The 15,085-nt window shown below is 63.6% G+C and carries 16 protein-coding genes; 6 read left to right on the plus strand and 10 right to left on the minus strand.

The window, feature by feature from the left end:
* Positions 1-114 precede the first annotated feature (114 nt).
* The 3 genes from rssC to ACODSK_RS30310 form a co-directional block, all read right to left on the minus strand.
* Positions 115-597 (minus strand): anti-sigma factor antagonist RssC, encoded by a 483-nt coding sequence (rssC, locus tag ACODSK_RS30300; protein ID WP_075803091.1) that lies wholly within the window; start codon positions 595-597, stop codon positions 115-117.
* The gene (gene rssB / locus ACODSK_RS30305; protein ID WP_489021494.1) at positions 594-1,778 is read right to left on the minus strand and encodes a two-component system response regulator RssB; all 1,185 of its coding nucleotides are present in this window, start codon (positions 1,776-1,778) and stop codon (positions 594-596) included. The genes rssC and rssB overlap by 4 nt, the downstream gene beginning before the upstream one ends.
* A gap of 418 nt (positions 1,779-2,196) precedes the next feature.
* Positions 2,197-2,901: an MlaA family lipoprotein gene (locus ACODSK_RS30310; RefSeq protein WP_489021496.1), complete on the minus strand. Its 705-nt coding sequence runs from the start codon at positions 2,899-2,901 to the stop codon at positions 2,197-2,199.
* Positions 2,902-3,076: 175 nt separating this feature from the next.
* Here ACODSK_RS30310 and pcrP point away from each other — a divergent pair, with 175 nt between their 5' ends.
* Together pcrP and ACODSK_RS30320 are read left to right on the plus strand one after the other, a co-directional pair.
* On the plus strand, positions 3,077-3,667 hold the full coding sequence (gene pcrP / locus ACODSK_RS30315; RefSeq protein WP_489021497.1) for an HAD superfamily inactivated hydrolase PcrP: 591 nt from the start codon (positions 3,077-3,079) through the stop codon (positions 3,665-3,667).
* 110 nt (positions 3,668-3,777) lie between these two features.
* Complete coding sequence (locus tag ACODSK_RS30320) at positions 3,778-4,041, plus strand: DUF4404 family protein (protein WP_489021499.1); 264 nt, start codon at positions 3,778-3,780, stop codon at positions 4,039-4,041.
* Positions 4,042-4,112: 71 nt separating this feature from the next.
* On the opposite strand, the gene queF is transcribed toward ACODSK_RS30320, so the two are convergent.
* Both queF and ACODSK_RS30330 read right to left on the minus strand, forming a co-directional pair.
* A complete protein-coding gene (gene queF, locus ACODSK_RS30325; RefSeq protein WP_489021501.1) occupies positions 4,113-4,943 on the minus strand; it encodes an NADPH-dependent 7-cyano-7-deazaguanine reductase QueF in 831 nt (276 codons plus the stop codon).
* Positions 4,944-5,000: 57 nt separating this feature from the next.
* Positions 5,001-5,498 (minus strand): cupredoxin domain-containing protein, encoded by a 498-nt coding sequence (locus ACODSK_RS30330; protein WP_489021502.1) that lies wholly within the window; start codon positions 5,496-5,498, stop codon positions 5,001-5,003.
* Between the two features lie 150 nt (positions 5,499-5,648).
* On the opposite strand from ACODSK_RS30330, the gene ACODSK_RS30335 reads away from it, so the two are divergent.
* On the plus strand, positions 5,649-6,329 hold the full coding sequence (locus ACODSK_RS30335) for a heavy metal response regulator transcription factor (RefSeq protein ID WP_489021504.1): 681 nt from the start codon (positions 5,649-5,651) through the stop codon (positions 6,327-6,329).
* Positions 6,326-7,669 carry a heavy metal sensor histidine kinase gene (locus ACODSK_RS30340; protein ID WP_489021514.1) on the plus strand — a complete coding sequence of 448 codons (1,344 nt, stop codon included), beginning with the start codon at positions 6,326-6,328 and terminating at the stop codon, positions 7,667-7,669. Before ACODSK_RS30335 ends, ACODSK_RS30340 begins: the two co-directional genes overlap by 4 nt.
* 6 nt (positions 7,670-7,675) lie before the next feature.
* Here ACODSK_RS30340 and ACODSK_RS30345 read toward each other — a convergent pair whose 3' ends face one another.
* The 3 genes from ACODSK_RS30345 to ACODSK_RS30355 form a co-directional block, all read right to left on the minus strand.
* A complete protein-coding gene (locus ACODSK_RS30345; RefSeq protein WP_489021506.1) occupies positions 7,676-8,920 on the minus strand; it encodes a lipoprotein-releasing ABC transporter permease subunit in 1,245 nt (414 codons plus the stop codon).
* Between the two features lie 80 nt (positions 8,921-9,000).
* Complete coding sequence (gene lolD / locus ACODSK_RS30350; protein WP_489021508.1) at positions 9,001-9,684, minus strand: lipoprotein-releasing ABC transporter ATP-binding protein LolD; 684 nt, start codon at positions 9,682-9,684, stop codon at positions 9,001-9,003.
* 7 nt (positions 9,685-9,691) lie between these two features.
* Positions 9,692-10,942 carry a lipoprotein-releasing ABC transporter permease subunit gene (locus tag ACODSK_RS30355; RefSeq protein WP_489021510.1) on the minus strand — a complete coding sequence of 417 codons (1,251 nt, stop codon included), beginning with the start codon at positions 10,940-10,942 and terminating at the stop codon, positions 9,692-9,694.
* A 94-nt stretch (positions 10,943-11,036) separates the two neighbouring features.
* Here ACODSK_RS30355 and ACODSK_RS30360 point away from each other — a divergent pair, with 94 nt between their 5' ends.
* On the plus strand, positions 11,037-11,624 hold the full coding sequence (locus tag ACODSK_RS30360) for a PilZ domain-containing protein (RefSeq protein WP_489021511.1): 588 nt from the start codon (positions 11,037-11,039) through the stop codon (positions 11,622-11,624).
* Between the two features lie 34 nt (positions 11,625-11,658).
* Positions 11,659-12,381: a glycerophosphodiester phosphodiesterase gene (locus ACODSK_RS30365; protein WP_489021513.1), complete on the plus strand. Its 723-nt coding sequence runs from the start codon at positions 11,659-11,661 to the stop codon at positions 12,379-12,381.
* Positions 12,382-12,423: 42 nt separating this feature from the next.
* On the opposite strand, the gene sthA is transcribed toward ACODSK_RS30365, so the two are convergent.
* Together sthA and ACODSK_RS30375 are read right to left on the minus strand one after the other, a co-directional pair.
* Positions 12,424-13,818: a Si-specific NAD(P)(+) transhydrogenase gene (gene sthA, locus ACODSK_RS30370; RefSeq protein WP_330074634.1), complete on the minus strand. Its 1,395-nt coding sequence runs from the start codon at positions 13,816-13,818 to the stop codon at positions 12,424-12,426.
* 169 nt (positions 13,819-13,987) lie between these two features.
* Positions 13,988-14,920 (minus strand): FAD:protein FMN transferase, encoded by a 933-nt coding sequence (locus tag ACODSK_RS30375; protein WP_489021516.1) that lies wholly within the window; start codon positions 14,918-14,920, stop codon positions 13,988-13,990.
* Positions 14,921-15,085: the final 165 nt, after the last annotated feature.

The following is a 15,085-nucleotide window of genomic DNA, read 5'->3' on the forward strand; positions in this document are numbered from 1 at the left end:
TCACCCCGCTCCCACAGAGTCCGCGTTACCTTGTCGACTCTGGTATTTAGCTGGGGACGAGATGTGTAGATACCCATGCCCATCGCTGGCTTGCCAGCGATGGGGCTGAAAAGGTCAGCTGCGCTCCAGCGCATTCACCAGATCATGGAAGGCTTCGCGGTTGGAGTCATTCAATCCCATGAGGATCTTGTGCGCTTCCAGCACCTTGGAACGCACCACCTCTTCATCCTGGTCCTGGGACGGCAGGTCGGTCAGGCATTCCGGGCAGGGAATCGGGCGGTCGACGATATTGAACACCTGATCGAAGCCCATCGACTGCAACAGACGGGTGATGTCGGCGTGGGTGGTGACCACGGTCGGCAGCAGGCCGACCTTCTGCCGCGACAGGATCGACAGCTTGGCCAGCAGGCCGAGGGTGGTGCTGTCGATGCTCTGGGTTTCCGTCAGATCGATGACGATCGCCGAGAAATTCAGCGCCGTGAAGATCTTCTCAATAGTTGCATCCAACGCCGAACACAGGGTCAGGCGCACTTCACCGACAAATTTCAGAACGAAGGTGCCGCTCTGTTCGGCGAACTGGATTCTACCGGTACTCATTGAAGGTTCCTGCTCAACACCAATAGGGCGATATCATCCGGCATCTCCCCAAGCGTAGCCAATTCGAATCGTCGGCGCAGGCCATCCAGGCTGCCGCCCGCGTCCCTGATGATTTCAGGCAGGGCCGCTTCTTTATCTTTGAGTGTCTCGCCGGGCAAAAGGTCAAGGATGCCGTCGGAGAGCAGGGTCAGGCTGAAGGTTTCCGGCAGTTCCAGGACGTGGTCCTGGTAGGTCGCCTCGTCGAACAGGCCAACCGGCAGGCCGCGGCCTTCCAGGTAGCGGCCCTGCCCCGGAGTGAACAGCACCGGCAGCGGCAGATGGCCGCCGATGGCGTAGGTCAGCAGACCGGTGTCTTCGTCGATCACGCCACCCACCATGGTGACGTGCTTGCCCAGCTTGCAGTTGATCAGGCCGCGGTTGATGTGGCCGAGCACTTCCGAGGGCTTGAAGTCACGCAGCGAGCCGGCGCGCTTGAATTCGAAGAGCAGGCGGGTGGTCATGAACTTCAGCAGCACGGTGACGAACGCCGAAGACGCACCATGCCCGGAGACATCCGCCAGGTAGAAGGCGATGCGCCGCTCGTCGACCCGGAAATAGTCGGCAAAGTCGCCGGACAGGTAGAGCGACGGAATGATCTGGTGCTCGAAGGCGAACCCGCCACAGTGCCACGGGCTTTCCGGGAGCATGTTCATCTGCACCTGGCGGCCGGCGGTCTGGTCCTCCTGCAGCAGGTGCAGGCTGGCTTCCAGTTCGCGGTTGGCGGTTTCGAGCTTTTCCCGGTAGCGCTGGTTTTCCAGGACCAGGCGCGCACGGTCGAGGGCCCGGCGCACGGAGTGCTCGAGAACGGCGAGGTCTTCCAGGGGCTTGATCAGGTAGTCGGCGGCACCGAGACGCAGGGCCTCCACCGCATCGTTCATCACCCCGGCACCGGAGACCACGATCACCGGCAGGTCCGGCGCGCGCTCGGTCACCTGGCGAATCAGCTCCAGCCCGCCCATTTGCGGCATGCGCAAATCGCAGATCACAAGGTCGGGCCGATCCTGTTCGAACACTTCGAGACCCTGCTGGCCATTGCTCGCCTGCAGGACGCTGAAACCGCTGTCTTCCAGGTAGGCGGCGAGACTCTCGCGCACCACGTCGTCGTCATCGATTATCAGCAGCGTTGCACTGGTTTTCTGCATGTGGGCAAACGGCGCCAGAAATAGGTTGGCGTAGGTGGCTCGACAGGCTGGAGCTCACGTACTGGATTCTCTTCTAGCCACTCTGCATTTCCACGTCGAGGGTCAGAAAAGACTGACCCGCAACAGGCAGAGGTGCCCTGTAAGGCGCAGACGGTACTCCCATCCGTCAGGCGTTTCAAGCATGCGGCGACGCTCTCGCAACCCTCTTTGCTACGCAAATCACCGGTAGTTATAAAAACCCGGTTTGTGGCAACTCAATGGAAGGACAACGGCAAGCTTCAAGCTGCAAGTTTCAAGAAAATGCGCTGGGCGCAAGGTCTTGCAGCGCGCAAAAACGTAAAAAGCTGCCAGAAAAAAGCCGCCCTGATACCGGCGGCTCTTTCTTGCAGCTTATGACTGAAACTTGTAACTATTTCGATCAGAAGTCGTCTTCGACCTGACCATCCTTCACCTTGAACTCGCGGTTCTGCAGATAGGCATTGCGAATGAAGGTGTACTTGTCGCCACGGATCATCTTTTCCGCCGACAGCAGGCTGGCCCGGGTATCCACCACATCGACGCCGCGGATGGTGTTACGGGTCGGTACGTGATCGATGTACTGGTAGGGCTCGGTGTAGGTGTCCGGGTACTTGGCCAGGGCATCGCGCACGGTGCTCGGACCGAGCAGCGGCAGCATCACGTAAGGGCCACTGCTGATACCCCAGTAGCCGAGGGTCTGGCCGAAGTCCTCGTCATTGCGCTGCAGGCCCATCTTGGTGCCGACATCGAAGAAACCGCCGAGACCGAAGGTGGTGTTGACGATCAGCCGGGCGGTATCAACGCCCGCCGCATGGGGCTTGAGCTGGAGGATGTTGTTGGCCAGGTTGGTCACGTCACCCAGGTTCTGGAAGACGTTGTGCACGCCATCCTGGAGGAACTGCGGGGTGACCCACTGGTAACCCTGGGCGATGGGTTTCAGCGCGTAGGTGTCGACCGTGTCGTTGAAGCGGAAGATAGGCCGGTTGATGCTTTCCCAAGGGTCATCCTCGGTGGCCGCCTGGGCCGCGAACGGCGCCAGCAGCGCGGTCGCGCAGACACTGGCCCGGAACAAACGATCGAGCACTCCCGTACCGATCCCACGCATAGCTATTCTCCTGGATGAACACTGAGCGGAACCGCCTGGGTCCCGCGCCAAAGTGGGCAAGTATAAAGCCTGGCGAAGCCCGCGTCGCAAATAGTTGACGCGGCCGGTTTCAAGAAAGCGTCACCAAACTGTCATACCCGACCGGTAACGTCCCGGCTATTTCAGGGATGTTGCCATGCCCCACCCTCCCGCCTTCACTGCGCTGTTGTTCGGACTCCGCGGCTGCCTGGTCGATTTCGGCGGGCGCGGACTGGAGACCACCCAGGCCACGCCAGTCCAGCCCACACCCGGCGCGCTCGACATGCTGGCCTGGCTGCGCCGCCACGACGTGCCCTGCGCCTGGCTCGATGACGTTGCTCCCGAACAGGGCAAGTACTTCAGCCATGCCCTGCCTGACTGGCTGCGGGCGATCCATCACGGCGACGCCAGGCCATGGCCGGCACCCGACGCCTGCTGGAACGCCCTGATGCAGATCGATGCCGGCCAGCTCGACGGCTGCGTGTTGATCAGCGGCGAACCACGCCTGCTCCAGGCCGGTCTCAACGCCGGATTGTGGACCATCGGCCTGGCCGCCTGCGGGCCACTGTGCGGATTGTCTGAAGCCGAGTGGCAGGCCCTCGACGACAAGCAGCGCGAGCACAAGCGCGGCAAGGCCACCCTGCAACTGTTCAGCCTCGGCGTGCACTCGGTGATCGACCATCTTCAGGAGCTGGCGGACTGCCTGGCCGATATCAGCCAGCGTCGGCTCAAGGGCGAGAAGCCCTGATCCGGATCATGCAAAGCGGCACGGCGTGGATTAATCTGTCAGACGTCGCATGGACCTTTCGCCAGTGCTGGCGGTCCATGGCTGTGCCTATTGATAGAAGGGAAATCGCCATGTCGAACAGCGATCTGCAACACCAACTCGAGACCCTGCGCGAGCAACTGGAGCAGGATCCGCCGCTCTCGGAAGAGGAGCGCACCCACCTGCATGAACTGATGCAGCAGATCGATGCCCAGATCAAGCTTGAAGCGGCGACCCAGGACAACAACCTGGTGGACGGGGTGAACCTGGCGGTGGAACGTTTCGAGGTCGACCATCCGGGGCTGACGGCGACCCTGCGCAACATCGTGCAGAGCCTGCAGAGCATGGGAATCTAAAGAACGCCGCGGCCCCTGTGGGAGCTGGCATGCCAGCTCCCACACGAGCCGCGGCGCTTTTCAGGTGATTGCTACTGCCTGACCAAGCGCCGGTTATCCACCTCGACCGGCCCGGTGCTGCGGTACGGGTTGATATCCAGCCCACCGCGGCGCACATAGCGCGCATACACGGTCAGGTACTCGGGATCGAGCAGGCGCTTGAGGTCCAGCCAGATCCGCTCCACGCATTGCTCATGGAAATCCGCATGCTGGCGGAAGCTGATCAGGTAGGTCAGCAGGCTCGCCGCATCCAGTTCCGGCCCGCGGTATTCCACCACCACGCTGCCCCAGTCCGGCTGACCGGTGACCGGGCAGTTGGATTTGAGCAGATGACTGTGCAGCACCTGCTCGACCTGCTTGTCCTTGTTGCAACGCAGCAGTTCCGGCTGCGGCTGCTCATAGTTGCTGATGCTGACATCAAGGTCGTCGATGCACTGCCCTGGCAGCGTCACCACACCCTCACCCGCCACCTCACCCAGGCTGCGTACCCGCACGGCCACCGGCTTGCCGGCAGCAGCGCCGAGGTCTTTCTCCAGGCAGGCCACCAGCGCATCGGCGGAATCGAACACGGTCTGGTTCAGCGAATTGAGATACAGCTTGAACGACTTGGATTCGATGATGTTCGGCGAATCGGCCGGAATGGCGAACTCGGCGATGGCCACCACCGGCTTGCCCGACGGCAGGAGCCAGGACAGCTCGAAGCAGTTCCAGAAGTCGACGCCCTGCCATGGCAAGGCGTCGCCGCTGACGCCCAGTTCGGCCCATTTCGCCAGGCGCGGAATGGGGAACAGCAGGGACGGCGTGTAGGTGGCTACGTATTCGCTGGATTTACCCAGCGGGGAGTGTTCTGCAGCGGGGTGCATGGCTCAAACCTGAAGGACGAAATGCGCATAGTCTATCGGGTTTGAGCCGCGGATGGCTCACTGGGCGATATTCAGCTTGCCGACCATGCCGGCCTGGTAGTGCCCGGGCACGTTGCAGGCGAACTCGATGGGCGCCGACCGGCTGAAGGTCCAGGTCAGCTCGCCACGCTGGCCGGGCTGGACCATGACCATGTTCGGGTCGTCATGCTGCATACCGCCCATGTTGCCGTGGTCCATGCCGCCATGCCCCATCTTCGAGTGATCCATCTGCGCCATGGCGAGCATTTCCTTCTGGTGCGCCGCATGCATGGCGGCGTCGCCGAGATTGAACTCGTGGGCCACCTGGCCCTTGTTGATCACCACGAAGCGCACGGTTTCACCGGCCTTGACCTCAAGACTGCGCGGTTCGAAGTACATGTCGCCCAGGGTTACCTCGACCGTGCGTGTGGCCTTGGCCGCCGGGGCCGGGTGGCCGAAGGCAAAACCGTGCTCGGGCGCGGCCATGGCCGGCAGGCTGAGCAGGGCAAGCAGGGCGCTGGTGAGTGCACGTTTCATTGGGGTACCTCGTTGCAGTCGATTCATGGCGCCATTCTGCGAGGCCCGCGCTGGCGTCGACCTGACGAAAAGATTACAACTTTGTCAGCTTCGCCCTGCCCGCCCGACGTGCAGGTATAACGTCACCGTTCCTCCCCGACCGAGAGCCCCATGAAACTGCTGATTGTCGAAGACCAGGCCAAGACCGGCCAGTACCTGCGCCAGGGCCTGAGCGAGGCCGGGTTCAGTACCGAGCTGGCGAACGACGGCGAAACCGGCCAGTTCATGGCCCTGACCGGCGATTACGACCTGCTGATTCTCGACGTGATGCTGCCCGGTCGCGATGGCTGGCAGATTCTCAAGGCGGTGCGCGATGCCGGGCAAGGCGTGCCGGTGCTGTTCCTGACCGCTCGCGATGCGGTCGAGGACCGGGTCCATGGCCTGGAACTGGGCGCCGACGATTACCTGGTCAAGCCCTTCGCCTTTTCCGAACTGCTGGCCCGGGTCCGCACCCTGCTGCGCCGTGGCGGCAACCCGACCCAGGAAACCACCCTGGGCCTGGCCGACCTGCGCCTCGACCTGATCCGCCGCCGCGTCGAACGCGCCGGCCAGCGCCTGGACCTGACCGCCAAGGAATTCGCCCTGCTGGAACTGCTGCTGCGCCGCCAGGGCGAAGTGCTGCCCAAGTCGCTGATCGCCTCCCAGGTGTGGGACATGAACTTCGACAGCGACACCAACGTGATCGAGGTGGCGATCCGCCGTTTGCGCCTGAAGATCGACGATGCCCACGACAACAAGCTGATCCACACCGTGCGCGGCATGGGCTATGTCCTCGAAGAGCGTCCGGCCTGATGCCGCGCCTGTCCCTCGGCGTCCGCCTCGCCCTGCTCTTCGCCGCCTGCACCGCCGTGGTGTCGCTGGTGGCCGGGATCCTTTTCAGCCGCGCCAGCGCAGCGCATTTCGTCGAACTGGACCAGCAACTGCTGAGCAACCGCCTGCCAGTGCTGCAGCGCATTCTCGACGGCGTCGACAGCCCCGCCAGCCTGATCCCGCGCCTGCCCGCGCTGAAGGAAGAACTGGCCCACCAGACCGACCTGGCCCTGCGCGTGCGCGGCCACGATGGCACCGTCTGGTTCGCCAGCCGCAGCAACTTGCCGGACAGCGCCGACCAGACGGGCCTGACCACCTTGCAGGCCGAGCACAGCGACTACCGCGGCCTTGGCGTGCAACTGCCGGCTGCCCAGCTCACCCTGTTTCTCGACATCACCCACCACCAGCACTTTCTCCAGCGCATGCAACGGCTGATCTGGCTGACCGTCGGCCTCAGCGCCCTGGCCACCGCGCTGCTTGGCGCCTGGGCCGCGCGCAGCGGACTGCGACCGTTGCGGCGGATGGGCGAAGTCGCTGCCGGCGTGTCCGCGCGCTCACTGACCACACGCCTGCCGGTGGAGCAGATGCCGGTGGAACTGGCGGAACTGGCCAGGACCATGAACGCCATGCTCGAGCGCCTGGACGACGCCTTCCAGCGTCTCTCGGCGTTTTCCGCCGATATCGCCCATGAGCTGCGCACGCCGCTGTCCAATCTGCTGACCCATACCCAGGTCACCCTGACCCGCCCGCGCAGCCTCGACGAATACCGCGAGGCGCTGCACGGCAACCTGGAGGAGCTGCAATGGATGGCGCAGATGGTCAACGACATGCTCTACCTGGCCAAGGCCGATCACGGGCTGCTGATGCCCAACCGCGAGCCACTGGCGCTGCATGGGGAGGTGGATGCCCTGCTGGAGTACTACGGCGCGCTGGCCGAGGATACCGGGGTGGCCCTGGTCCGTAATGGCGAGGCGACCCTGGCCGGCGACCGCCATATGCTGCGGCGGGCCCTGTCCAACCTGCTGGACAACGCCCTGCGCTTCACCCCGGGGGATGGAGAAATACGGGTAAGTATCGAGGAACGTGAGGACGGCATTCGCCTGGAAGTGGCCAATCGCGGCGAGCCTATCGATGCTGCGCAGTTGCCGCGCCTGTTCGACCGTTTCTATCGCGCCGATCCGGCGCGCCGGGCCGGCAGCAGTGAACATGCCGGGCTGGGCCTGGCCATCACCCAGTCGATCGTCCGCGCCCATGGCGGGCGTATCCAGGCCGAATCGGCAGCGGGCTGGACCCGATTCATCATCGAGCTGCCCGCCACCTGAAAGCGCTTACTCGTAGCGCAGCGCCATCGCCGGCTCGACCTGCGAGGCGCGCCAGGCCGGGTAGATGGTGGCGAGGAAACTCATCACCAGGCCAGCGCTGCAGATCAGCACCACATCGCCCCATTGCAGTTCCGACGGCAGCGAGCTGATGAAGTACACGTCGGAGGTGAAGATGTGCTGGCCACTGACCCGCTCGATCCAGCCCACCACATCGCTGACGTTGAGCGCCAGGGCCACGCCAAGCACGCCACCGATCAGCGTGCCGACCACGCCGATCAGGCTGCCCTGGACCATGAAGGTGCCCATGATCTGCCCGGGCGTCGCGCCGATGGTGCGCAGGATGGCGATATCCGCGCCCTTGTCGTTCACCACCATGATCAGGGTGGCGATGATGTTGAACGCGGCCACAGCGATGATCATCAGCAGCAACAGGCCGATCATGGTCTTTTCCATCTTCATCGCGCTGAACAGGCTGCCCTGGGTGTGGGTCCAGTCATCGGCGCGATATTGCTCGCCAAGCTCGCTGGCGATGGCCGAAGAGACGACCGGCGCGGCGTACAGATCCTTGATCTTCAGGCGCACGCTCTGCACCTGGTTCGGCTCCCAACGCTGCATCTGCGCGGCATCGGCGACATGGATCATGGCCATGGAGCCATCCAGCTCGGCGCCGACCTTGAAGATGCCGACCACGGTCAGGCGCTGCAGGCGCGGGGTGATGCCGCCCGGTTCGTTGCTCACTTCGGGGACGATCAGGGTCAGCTTGTCGCCGACCGAGAGACGGAAGCGCCGTGCGGTGATCTCGCCGATGACCACGCCGAACTCGCCCGGCTTGAGGTCTTCCAGGCTGCCCTGGACGATGTGCTGGGTAACGATGGAGACCTTGCCTTCCTGTTCCGGGTCGATACCGCTGACCTGGATCGGCTGCATCGAACCCTTGTAGGAGAGCATGCCTTCCATCTCGGTGAAGGGCACCGCAGCGAGCACCTCGGGGTTCTTCAGCGCGGCGGCAGCCACCGGCTGCCAGTCGTCCAGCGGCTTGACCCCGACGATCATGGCGTGGGGCACCATGCCGAGGATGCGCGAGCTCATTTCGCGCTGGAAGCCGTTCATCACCGACAGCACGGTGATCATCGCCAGCACGCCGAGGGACAGGCCGATCATCGAGGTCATGGAGATGAACGAGATGAAGTGGTTGCGACGCTTGGCGCGGGTGTAGCGGGCGCCGATGAAAATGGACAAGGGTCTGAACATGAAGTGATGCACCCAGGCAAGGAAAACGACCAGGGCGCCCGGCTATGGCACGGGCGCCCGCCACGAGTCAGATCGACGCTTCAGATAGAAACCAGACGCCCCTCTTCCAGGCGCAGCACGCGGTCCATCTGCCGGGCCAGGTTCAGGTCATGGGTGACCACCAGGAAGGCGGTCTGCGACGAGGTGCTCAGCTCGCGCATCAGGTCCTGGATGCCCTGGGCGGTGTGCTGGTCGAGGTTGCCGGTGGGTTCGTCGAGCATCACCAGGCCGGGACGGTTGACCAGTGCCCGGGCGATCGCCACGCGCTGGCGCTCGCCGCCGGACAGTTCGGCTGGCTTGTGGGTCAGGCGATGACCGAGGCCGACACGCTTGAGCAGCGCCTCGGCGCGCTCGCGGGCTTCCGGGATCGCAGTGCGGCCGATCAGCAGCGGCATGCACACGTTCTCCAGGGCGGTGAACTCCGGCAGCAGGTGGTGGAACTGGTAGACGAAGCCCAGTGCGCGATTGCGCAGCAGACCGCGGGCGCGCTCGCCGAGGGCCGACAATTCTTCGCCGGCCAGCCAGACGCTGCCCCGGGTCGGGGTGTCGAGGCCGCCCAGCAGGTTGAGCAAGGTACTCTTGCCCGAGCCAGAGCTGCCGACGATGGCCACCCGCTCACCGGGGAACAGTTCAAGTTGCAGGTTCGACAGTACCTGCACCGACTCCGGGCCTTCCTCATAGGACTTGCCCAGGTCGCGGCAACTCAGTACGGCTTTATCACTCATGCCCAACTCACTCATAACGTAGCGCCTCCGCAGGCTGGGTGCGCGCCGCACGCCAGGCCGGATACAGGGTGGCGAGGAAACTCAGGACCAGCGCCGCACCACAGACCATCCACACGTCCTCGGCCATGATCCGCGACGGCAGGTAGTCGATGAAATAGACATCGGCGTTGAGGAATTTGTGACCGATCAGGGTCTCCAGGCCGGCGATGGCGGCGCTGACGTTGAGCGCCGCGAGAATGCCCACCGCCGCGCCGATGGCCGTGCCGACCACACCGATGATGGTGCCCTGGACCATGAAGATCGCCATGATCTGCCCCGGCGTGGAGCCCAGGGTACGCAGGATGGCGATGTCGCCGCGCTTGTCGTTGACCACCATGACCAGGGTGGAAATGATGTTGAACGCCGCCACCGCGACGATCAGCAGCAGGAGCAGGCCGATCATGGCCTTCTCCATGCGGATCGCCTGGTACAGGTTGCCGTAGCTGCGAGTCCAGTCCCGCGCGTAGAACTCGTGGTCGCCCAGCTCGCGGGCGATGTTGAAGGCGTTGCGCGGGGCCTGGAACAGGTCGTCGAACTTCAGGCGCAGGCCCTGGACCTGATCCGCCTTCCAGCGGTGCAGGCGCGACAGGTCGGCGAGGTTGGTCAGGCCCAGGTAGCCGTCGATTTCGCCGGCGCCGACATGGAAGGTGCCGACCACGGTAAAACGCTTCATGCGCGGGAACATGCCGGCCGGGGTGACGGTGACCTCGGGGGCGACGAAGGTCAGCTTGTCGCCGATGCCGACGCCGAGCTTGGCCGCCGCCTTGTCGCCGATCAGGATGCCGAAGCCGCCGGGCTCGAGATCTTCGAGACGACCCTGCTGGATGAAGTCGCCGATAATCGAAACCTTGCGCTCCTGCGCCGGGTCAATACCGTTTAGCAGGACCTTCTGTACCTTGCCGTCGTGGGTCAGCAGCCCCTGCATCTGGGTGAAGGGGGCGACATCGAGCACCGAGGGATTCTGCTTTACTTTATCGGCGAGGGCCGGCCAATCGCTGATCGGCTGCCCGGTCTCCAGGGTGGCGTGAGGGACCATGCCGAGAACGCGGGTACGCATCTCGTAGTCGAATCCGTTCATGACCGAGAGCACCACGATCATCACCACCACGCCAAGGGCGAGGCCGATCATCGAGGTCAGGGAAATGAACGAGACGAAGTGGTTGCGGCGCTTGGCACGGGTGTAGCGCGTGCCGATGAAGACGAAAAGAGGTCTGAACATGTCGGGGCTTGTTCGGATGAAAGAGGAACGTCCTTGTGGCGGGGTCAGGACAGCGGATTTACACTCAGACCACCGCCGTAACCATGGGTTCGCCATGTCGACATTAGATGAAGAAGATCGCCGCGAATACTATCGCATCGAGGATAGGATCGCACTGGAAATTAGCCCGCTGAGCGCGGCGGACGCCCTTGGCACGGACTTGTTGCAAGATGATTCACACCTGTTCAACCTGCTCAGCGAACTGCACCTGAGCGAGTTCGAATCGCAGCACCTGCTGCGCCAGCTGAGCGAGAAGGACCGTACCCTCGCCGCCTTCCTCAAGGCCCAGAACAAACGTATCGACCTGCTCAGCGCGGTGATCGCGCAGATCCTCATCGGCGAGATCGGCGCACCGCAGGCGGTGACCCTGTCCGAGGGCGGCGTCGAGTTCAAGCACTCCTCGGCATACGAACCCGGCAGCCGCGTGGCATTGAAAATGGTCCTGATGCCCCGCGCCTCCGGCTTGCTGCTGCGCGGCAAGGTCACCCACTGCGACAAGCTGGCCGACGGCAGCTACGACATCGGCACCGAATTCGTCGACATGAGCGATGCCCAGCGCCAGTTGCTGGCCCGCTACATCCTGCAACGGCAGCAACAGCAACGCCGCCAGGCCCTGGAACAGAACGACCCGCCAGCTTCCTGAGCTTCAATCTTCTGTCTTTCTTGAAGGAACAAACGTGACGCAGATCTACGGCCATCGTGGCGCCAAGGGCGAAGCCCCGGAAAATACCCTGACCAGCTTCCAGCAGTGCCTGCAACATGGCGTGCGCCGCTGTGAACTCGACCTGCACCTGTCGGCCGACAACGAGCTGATGGTGATCCATGACCCTGGCCTGAAACGCACCACCGGCCGCCGCGGCAAGGTGGTGGAGCACAGCGCCGCCGAACTGGTGACCTACGACGCGCGCAAGGGCGGACCCGGCTGGGTGCAGCCCTGCCCCATCCCGCGCCTTGAGGAACTGTTCGAGAAATGCCCGTTCGAGCACTGGCAACTGGAGGTCAAGAGCGCCTCACGGACCCGTGCCGCGACCACGGTACTGGCGATCCGCGAAATGGCCCAGCGTTTCGGCCTGCTGGACAAGGTGACCATCACCTCCAGTTCCCGCGAGGTATTGGCCGCCGCCCAGGAGCTGGTACCGGACGTATCCCGCGGCCTGGTGGCGGAATATGCCTGGCTCGACCCGCTGAAGGTCGCGCAGAACTATGGCTGTGAATTGCTTGCGCTGAACTGGACGCACTGCAGCCCCGAGCGCCTGGCCAAGGCCCAGCGCCAGGGGCTGCATGTGTCGGTGTGGACGGTCAACGAGCCAGCGCTGATGCGCCGGCTCGCCGACTTCGGCGTAGACAGCCTGATTACAGACTTTCCCGGTTTGGCCACTGCCACCCTCGGGAATCGCTGAAATCGATCTCCCCGGCCGGCTCAGGCCACCGGCCGGAGCCGCTCAAAAAAGCCGGTTGAGGCCGTCGTACGCAGCTACCCGATAGGCTTCGGCCATGGTCGGGTAGTTGAAGGTGGTGTTGACGAAGTACTTGAGGGTATTGCGCTCACCCGGCTGGTCCATGATGGCCTGGCCGATGTGGACGATCTCCGACGCCTGGTAGCCGAAGCAGTGCACGCCGAGGATTTCCAGGGTTTCGCGATGGAACAGGATCTTCAGCATGCCTTGCGGCTCGCCGGCAATCTGTGCCCGGGCCATGCTCTTGAAGAAGGCCTTGCCCACTTCGTAAGGCACCTTGGCCTGGGTCAGTTCCTGCTCGTTCTTGCCGATCGAGCTGATCTCCGGAATGGTGTAGATCCCGGTCGGCACGTCGTTGACGAAGCGCCAGCTGCCGTTGTCGACGATGCTGCCGGCGGCGGAGCGGCCCTGGTCGTGGGCGGCACTGGCCAGGCTCGGCCAGCCGATCACGTCACCGGCGCCGTAGATGTTCGGCACCTGGGTGCGGTAGGCCTCGTCGACCTCGATCTGGCCACGGCTGTTGACCTTGATACCGATGTTTTCCAGGCCCAGCTTGTCGGTGTTGCCGGTCCGGCCGTTGCACCACAGCAAGGCGTCGGCCTTGATCTTCTTGCCCGACTTCAGATGCAGGATCACCCCGTTGTCCAGGCCTTCGACGCGCTCGTACTCTTCGTTGTGGCGCACGGTGATGTTGTTGTTGCTGAAGTGGTAGCTCAGCGCCTGGGAGATTTCCGAGTCGAGGAAGCTCAGCAACTGGCCACGGTTGTCCACCAGCTCGACCAGTACGCCCAGACCACTGAAGATCGAGGCGTATTCGCAGCCGATCACGCCGGCGCCGTAGACGATCAGTTTGCGCGGGGTGTGGCCGAGGCTGAGGATGGTGTCGCTATCGTAGATACGCGGATGGTGGAAATCGATATCGGCCGGGCGGTACGGGCGCGAACCGGTGGCGATGATGATGTGCTTGGCCACCAGTTTCTCGACCACACCGTTGGCGCAGACCACTTCGACGGTCTGCTCGTCGGCGAAGCTGCCGGTGCCGACGAACACGTCGACGCGATTGCGTGCATAGTAGCCAGTACGCGAGGCGACCTGCTTGGAGATCACTTTCTCGGCGCTTTTCAGCACGTCGGGGAAGGAGAACCAGCGCGGCTCACCAATGGCCCGGAACATCGGGTTGGTGTTGAACTGCATGATCTGGCGCACCGAGTGACGCAGGGCCTTGGACGGGATGGTGCCCAGATGGGTGCAGTTGCCGCCGACCTGGCGACGGCTATCGACCATCGCTACCTTGCGTCCTGCTTTGGCAGCATTCATTGCCGCCCCTTCTCCTGCGGGGCCGGAACCCAGCACCACTACGTCGTAGTTGTAGACAGCCATGCGTACTCCTTCAGAACAGGCCCGGGCGCCAGGCCGGCGACCGGGGCATCATGGCGCACGGTCGACGCCATGAAAAAATTCGGGTGCAGTCTAATCAAGCTTGAACGGCGCGCACATTAACCCTTGGTCGCGTCGTAGGCTATTTTTCTCTGCACTACATGCAAGACATTCATTCTTCGTTTTCACCAGCACCCGTACCGACGATCCGCTCGAACGCCGGGGTCACACGGGCGATAAAACCACTATCGGCACGCAGGACAAAAACCGCAGCCAGATTCTGTGCCAGGGCATACTCCCAGCCCTGCTCCGGCCCGAGGATCAGCAACAGGGTGGAATAACCGTCGGCCACCAGCGCCGAGGCATCGAACACCGTCACCGCCGCCAGCGAATGGGCAATCGGCTTGCCGAGACGGGCGTCGAAGGTGTGGGAAAAACGCTGGCCATTTTCCTCGAAATAGTTGCGGTAGTCACCCGATGTCGACACGCCGAGGCCATCGATGCTGAGGATCTGCTCGGCGATCTGGCGGTCTTCCCGCGGCCACTCCAGAGCCACGCGCCAGGCGCTGCCGTCGGGCTTGCGGCCGACGGCCTTGAGTTCGCCGGTGACCTCCACCAGCAGATTGTCGATGCCCAGGCTGCGCAGGCGCTCGACGATACGGTCGACGCTGTAGCCGGCGGCGATGCTGTTGAAGTCCAGTTCCAGGGCGATGTCCTTGCACAACTGGTCGCCATCGATGCGCAGGTGGCCCTGGCCGACACGCTGACGCACTTCGGCCAGACGCTGGGCGCTGGGCACCTTTTCTTCCCGGGATTGCGGGCCGAAGCCCCACAGGTCCATCAGCGGTTCGACACTGAGGTCGAAGGCGCCGCCGCTTTCGCGCCAGAGCACTTCGCCCAGGCGTACCAGCTTGAGCACGTCTTCCGGCATGGCCTGGCAACTGCCGGCAGGCAGACGGTTAAAGGTGGAGACCAGGGAGTCGCTGCGGTAGGTGGAAAAGTGCTGGTCGACTCCGCCGAGGATGCTTTCGATCTCGCGCTTGACCTGATCGGTGTCCGGGCCCGAGGCGGGCGGGACGTATTGCACGGTGTAGGTGCTGCCCATGGTTGGGCCGCTGATACGTTCGACCGGGTCGGGCTTGCTGCAGCCGGTCAGGATGAACAGGGCACAGAGGGTGCTCAGGATTGCTTTCAAACCGGTCCTCCCATGCAAGCCTTGAGGGCCCTATCGCCGGCAACGCCGGCTCCCACAGGGGTTGTGTGCACCGCC

The organism is Pseudomonas sp. FG98 (assembly GCF_057808595.1).

Bases quoted from the DNA above. Each gene is read 5' to 3' on its own strand.
- rssC (WP_075803091.1), bottom strand. From the start codon at position 597: ATGAGTACCGGTAGAATCCAGTTCGCCGAACAGAGCGGCACCTTCGTT.
- rssB (WP_489021494.1), bottom strand. From the start codon at position 1,778: ATGCAGAAAACCAGTGCAACGCTGCTGATAATCGATGACGACGACGTG.
- ACODSK_RS30310 (WP_489021496.1), bottom strand. From the start codon at position 2,901: ATGCGTGGGATCGGTACGGGAGTGCTCGATCGTTTGTTCCGGGCCAGT.
- pcrP (WP_489021497.1), top strand. From the start codon at position 3,077: ATGCCCCACCCTCCCGCCTTCACTGCGCTGTTGTTCGGACTCCGCGGC.
- ACODSK_RS30320 (WP_489021499.1), top strand. From the start codon at position 3,778: ATGTCGAACAGCGATCTGCAACACCAACTCGAGACCCTGCGCGAGCAA.
- queF (WP_489021501.1), bottom strand. From the start codon at position 4,943: ATGCACCCCGCTGCAGAACACTCCCCGCTGGGTAAATCCAGCGAATAC.
- ACODSK_RS30330 (WP_489021502.1), bottom strand. From the start codon at position 5,498: ATGAAACGTGCACTCACCAGCGCCCTGCTTGCCCTGCTCAGCCTGCCG.
- ACODSK_RS30335 (WP_489021504.1), top strand. From the start codon at position 5,649: ATGAAACTGCTGATTGTCGAAGACCAGGCCAAGACCGGCCAGTACCTG.
- ACODSK_RS30345 (WP_489021506.1), bottom strand. From the start codon at position 8,920: ATGTTCAGACCCTTGTCCATTTTCATCGGCGCCCGCTACACCCGCGCC.
- lolD (WP_489021508.1), bottom strand. From the start codon at position 9,684: ATGAGTGATAAAGCCGTACTGAGTTGCCGCGACCTGGGCAAGTCCTAT.
- ACODSK_RS30355 (WP_489021510.1), bottom strand. From the start codon at position 10,942: ATGTTCAGACCTCTTTTCGTCTTCATCGGCACGCGCTACACCCGTGCC.
- ACODSK_RS30360 (WP_489021511.1), top strand. From the start codon at position 11,037: ATGTCGACATTAGATGAAGAAGATCGCCGCGAATACTATCGCATCGAG.
- sthA (WP_330074634.1), bottom strand. From the start codon at position 13,818: ATGGCTGTCTACAACTACGACGTAGTGGTGCTGGGTTCCGGCCCCGCA.
- ACODSK_RS30375 (WP_489021516.1), bottom strand. From the start codon at position 14,920: ATGGGCAGCACCTACACCGTGCAATACGTCCCGCCCGCCTCGGGCCCG.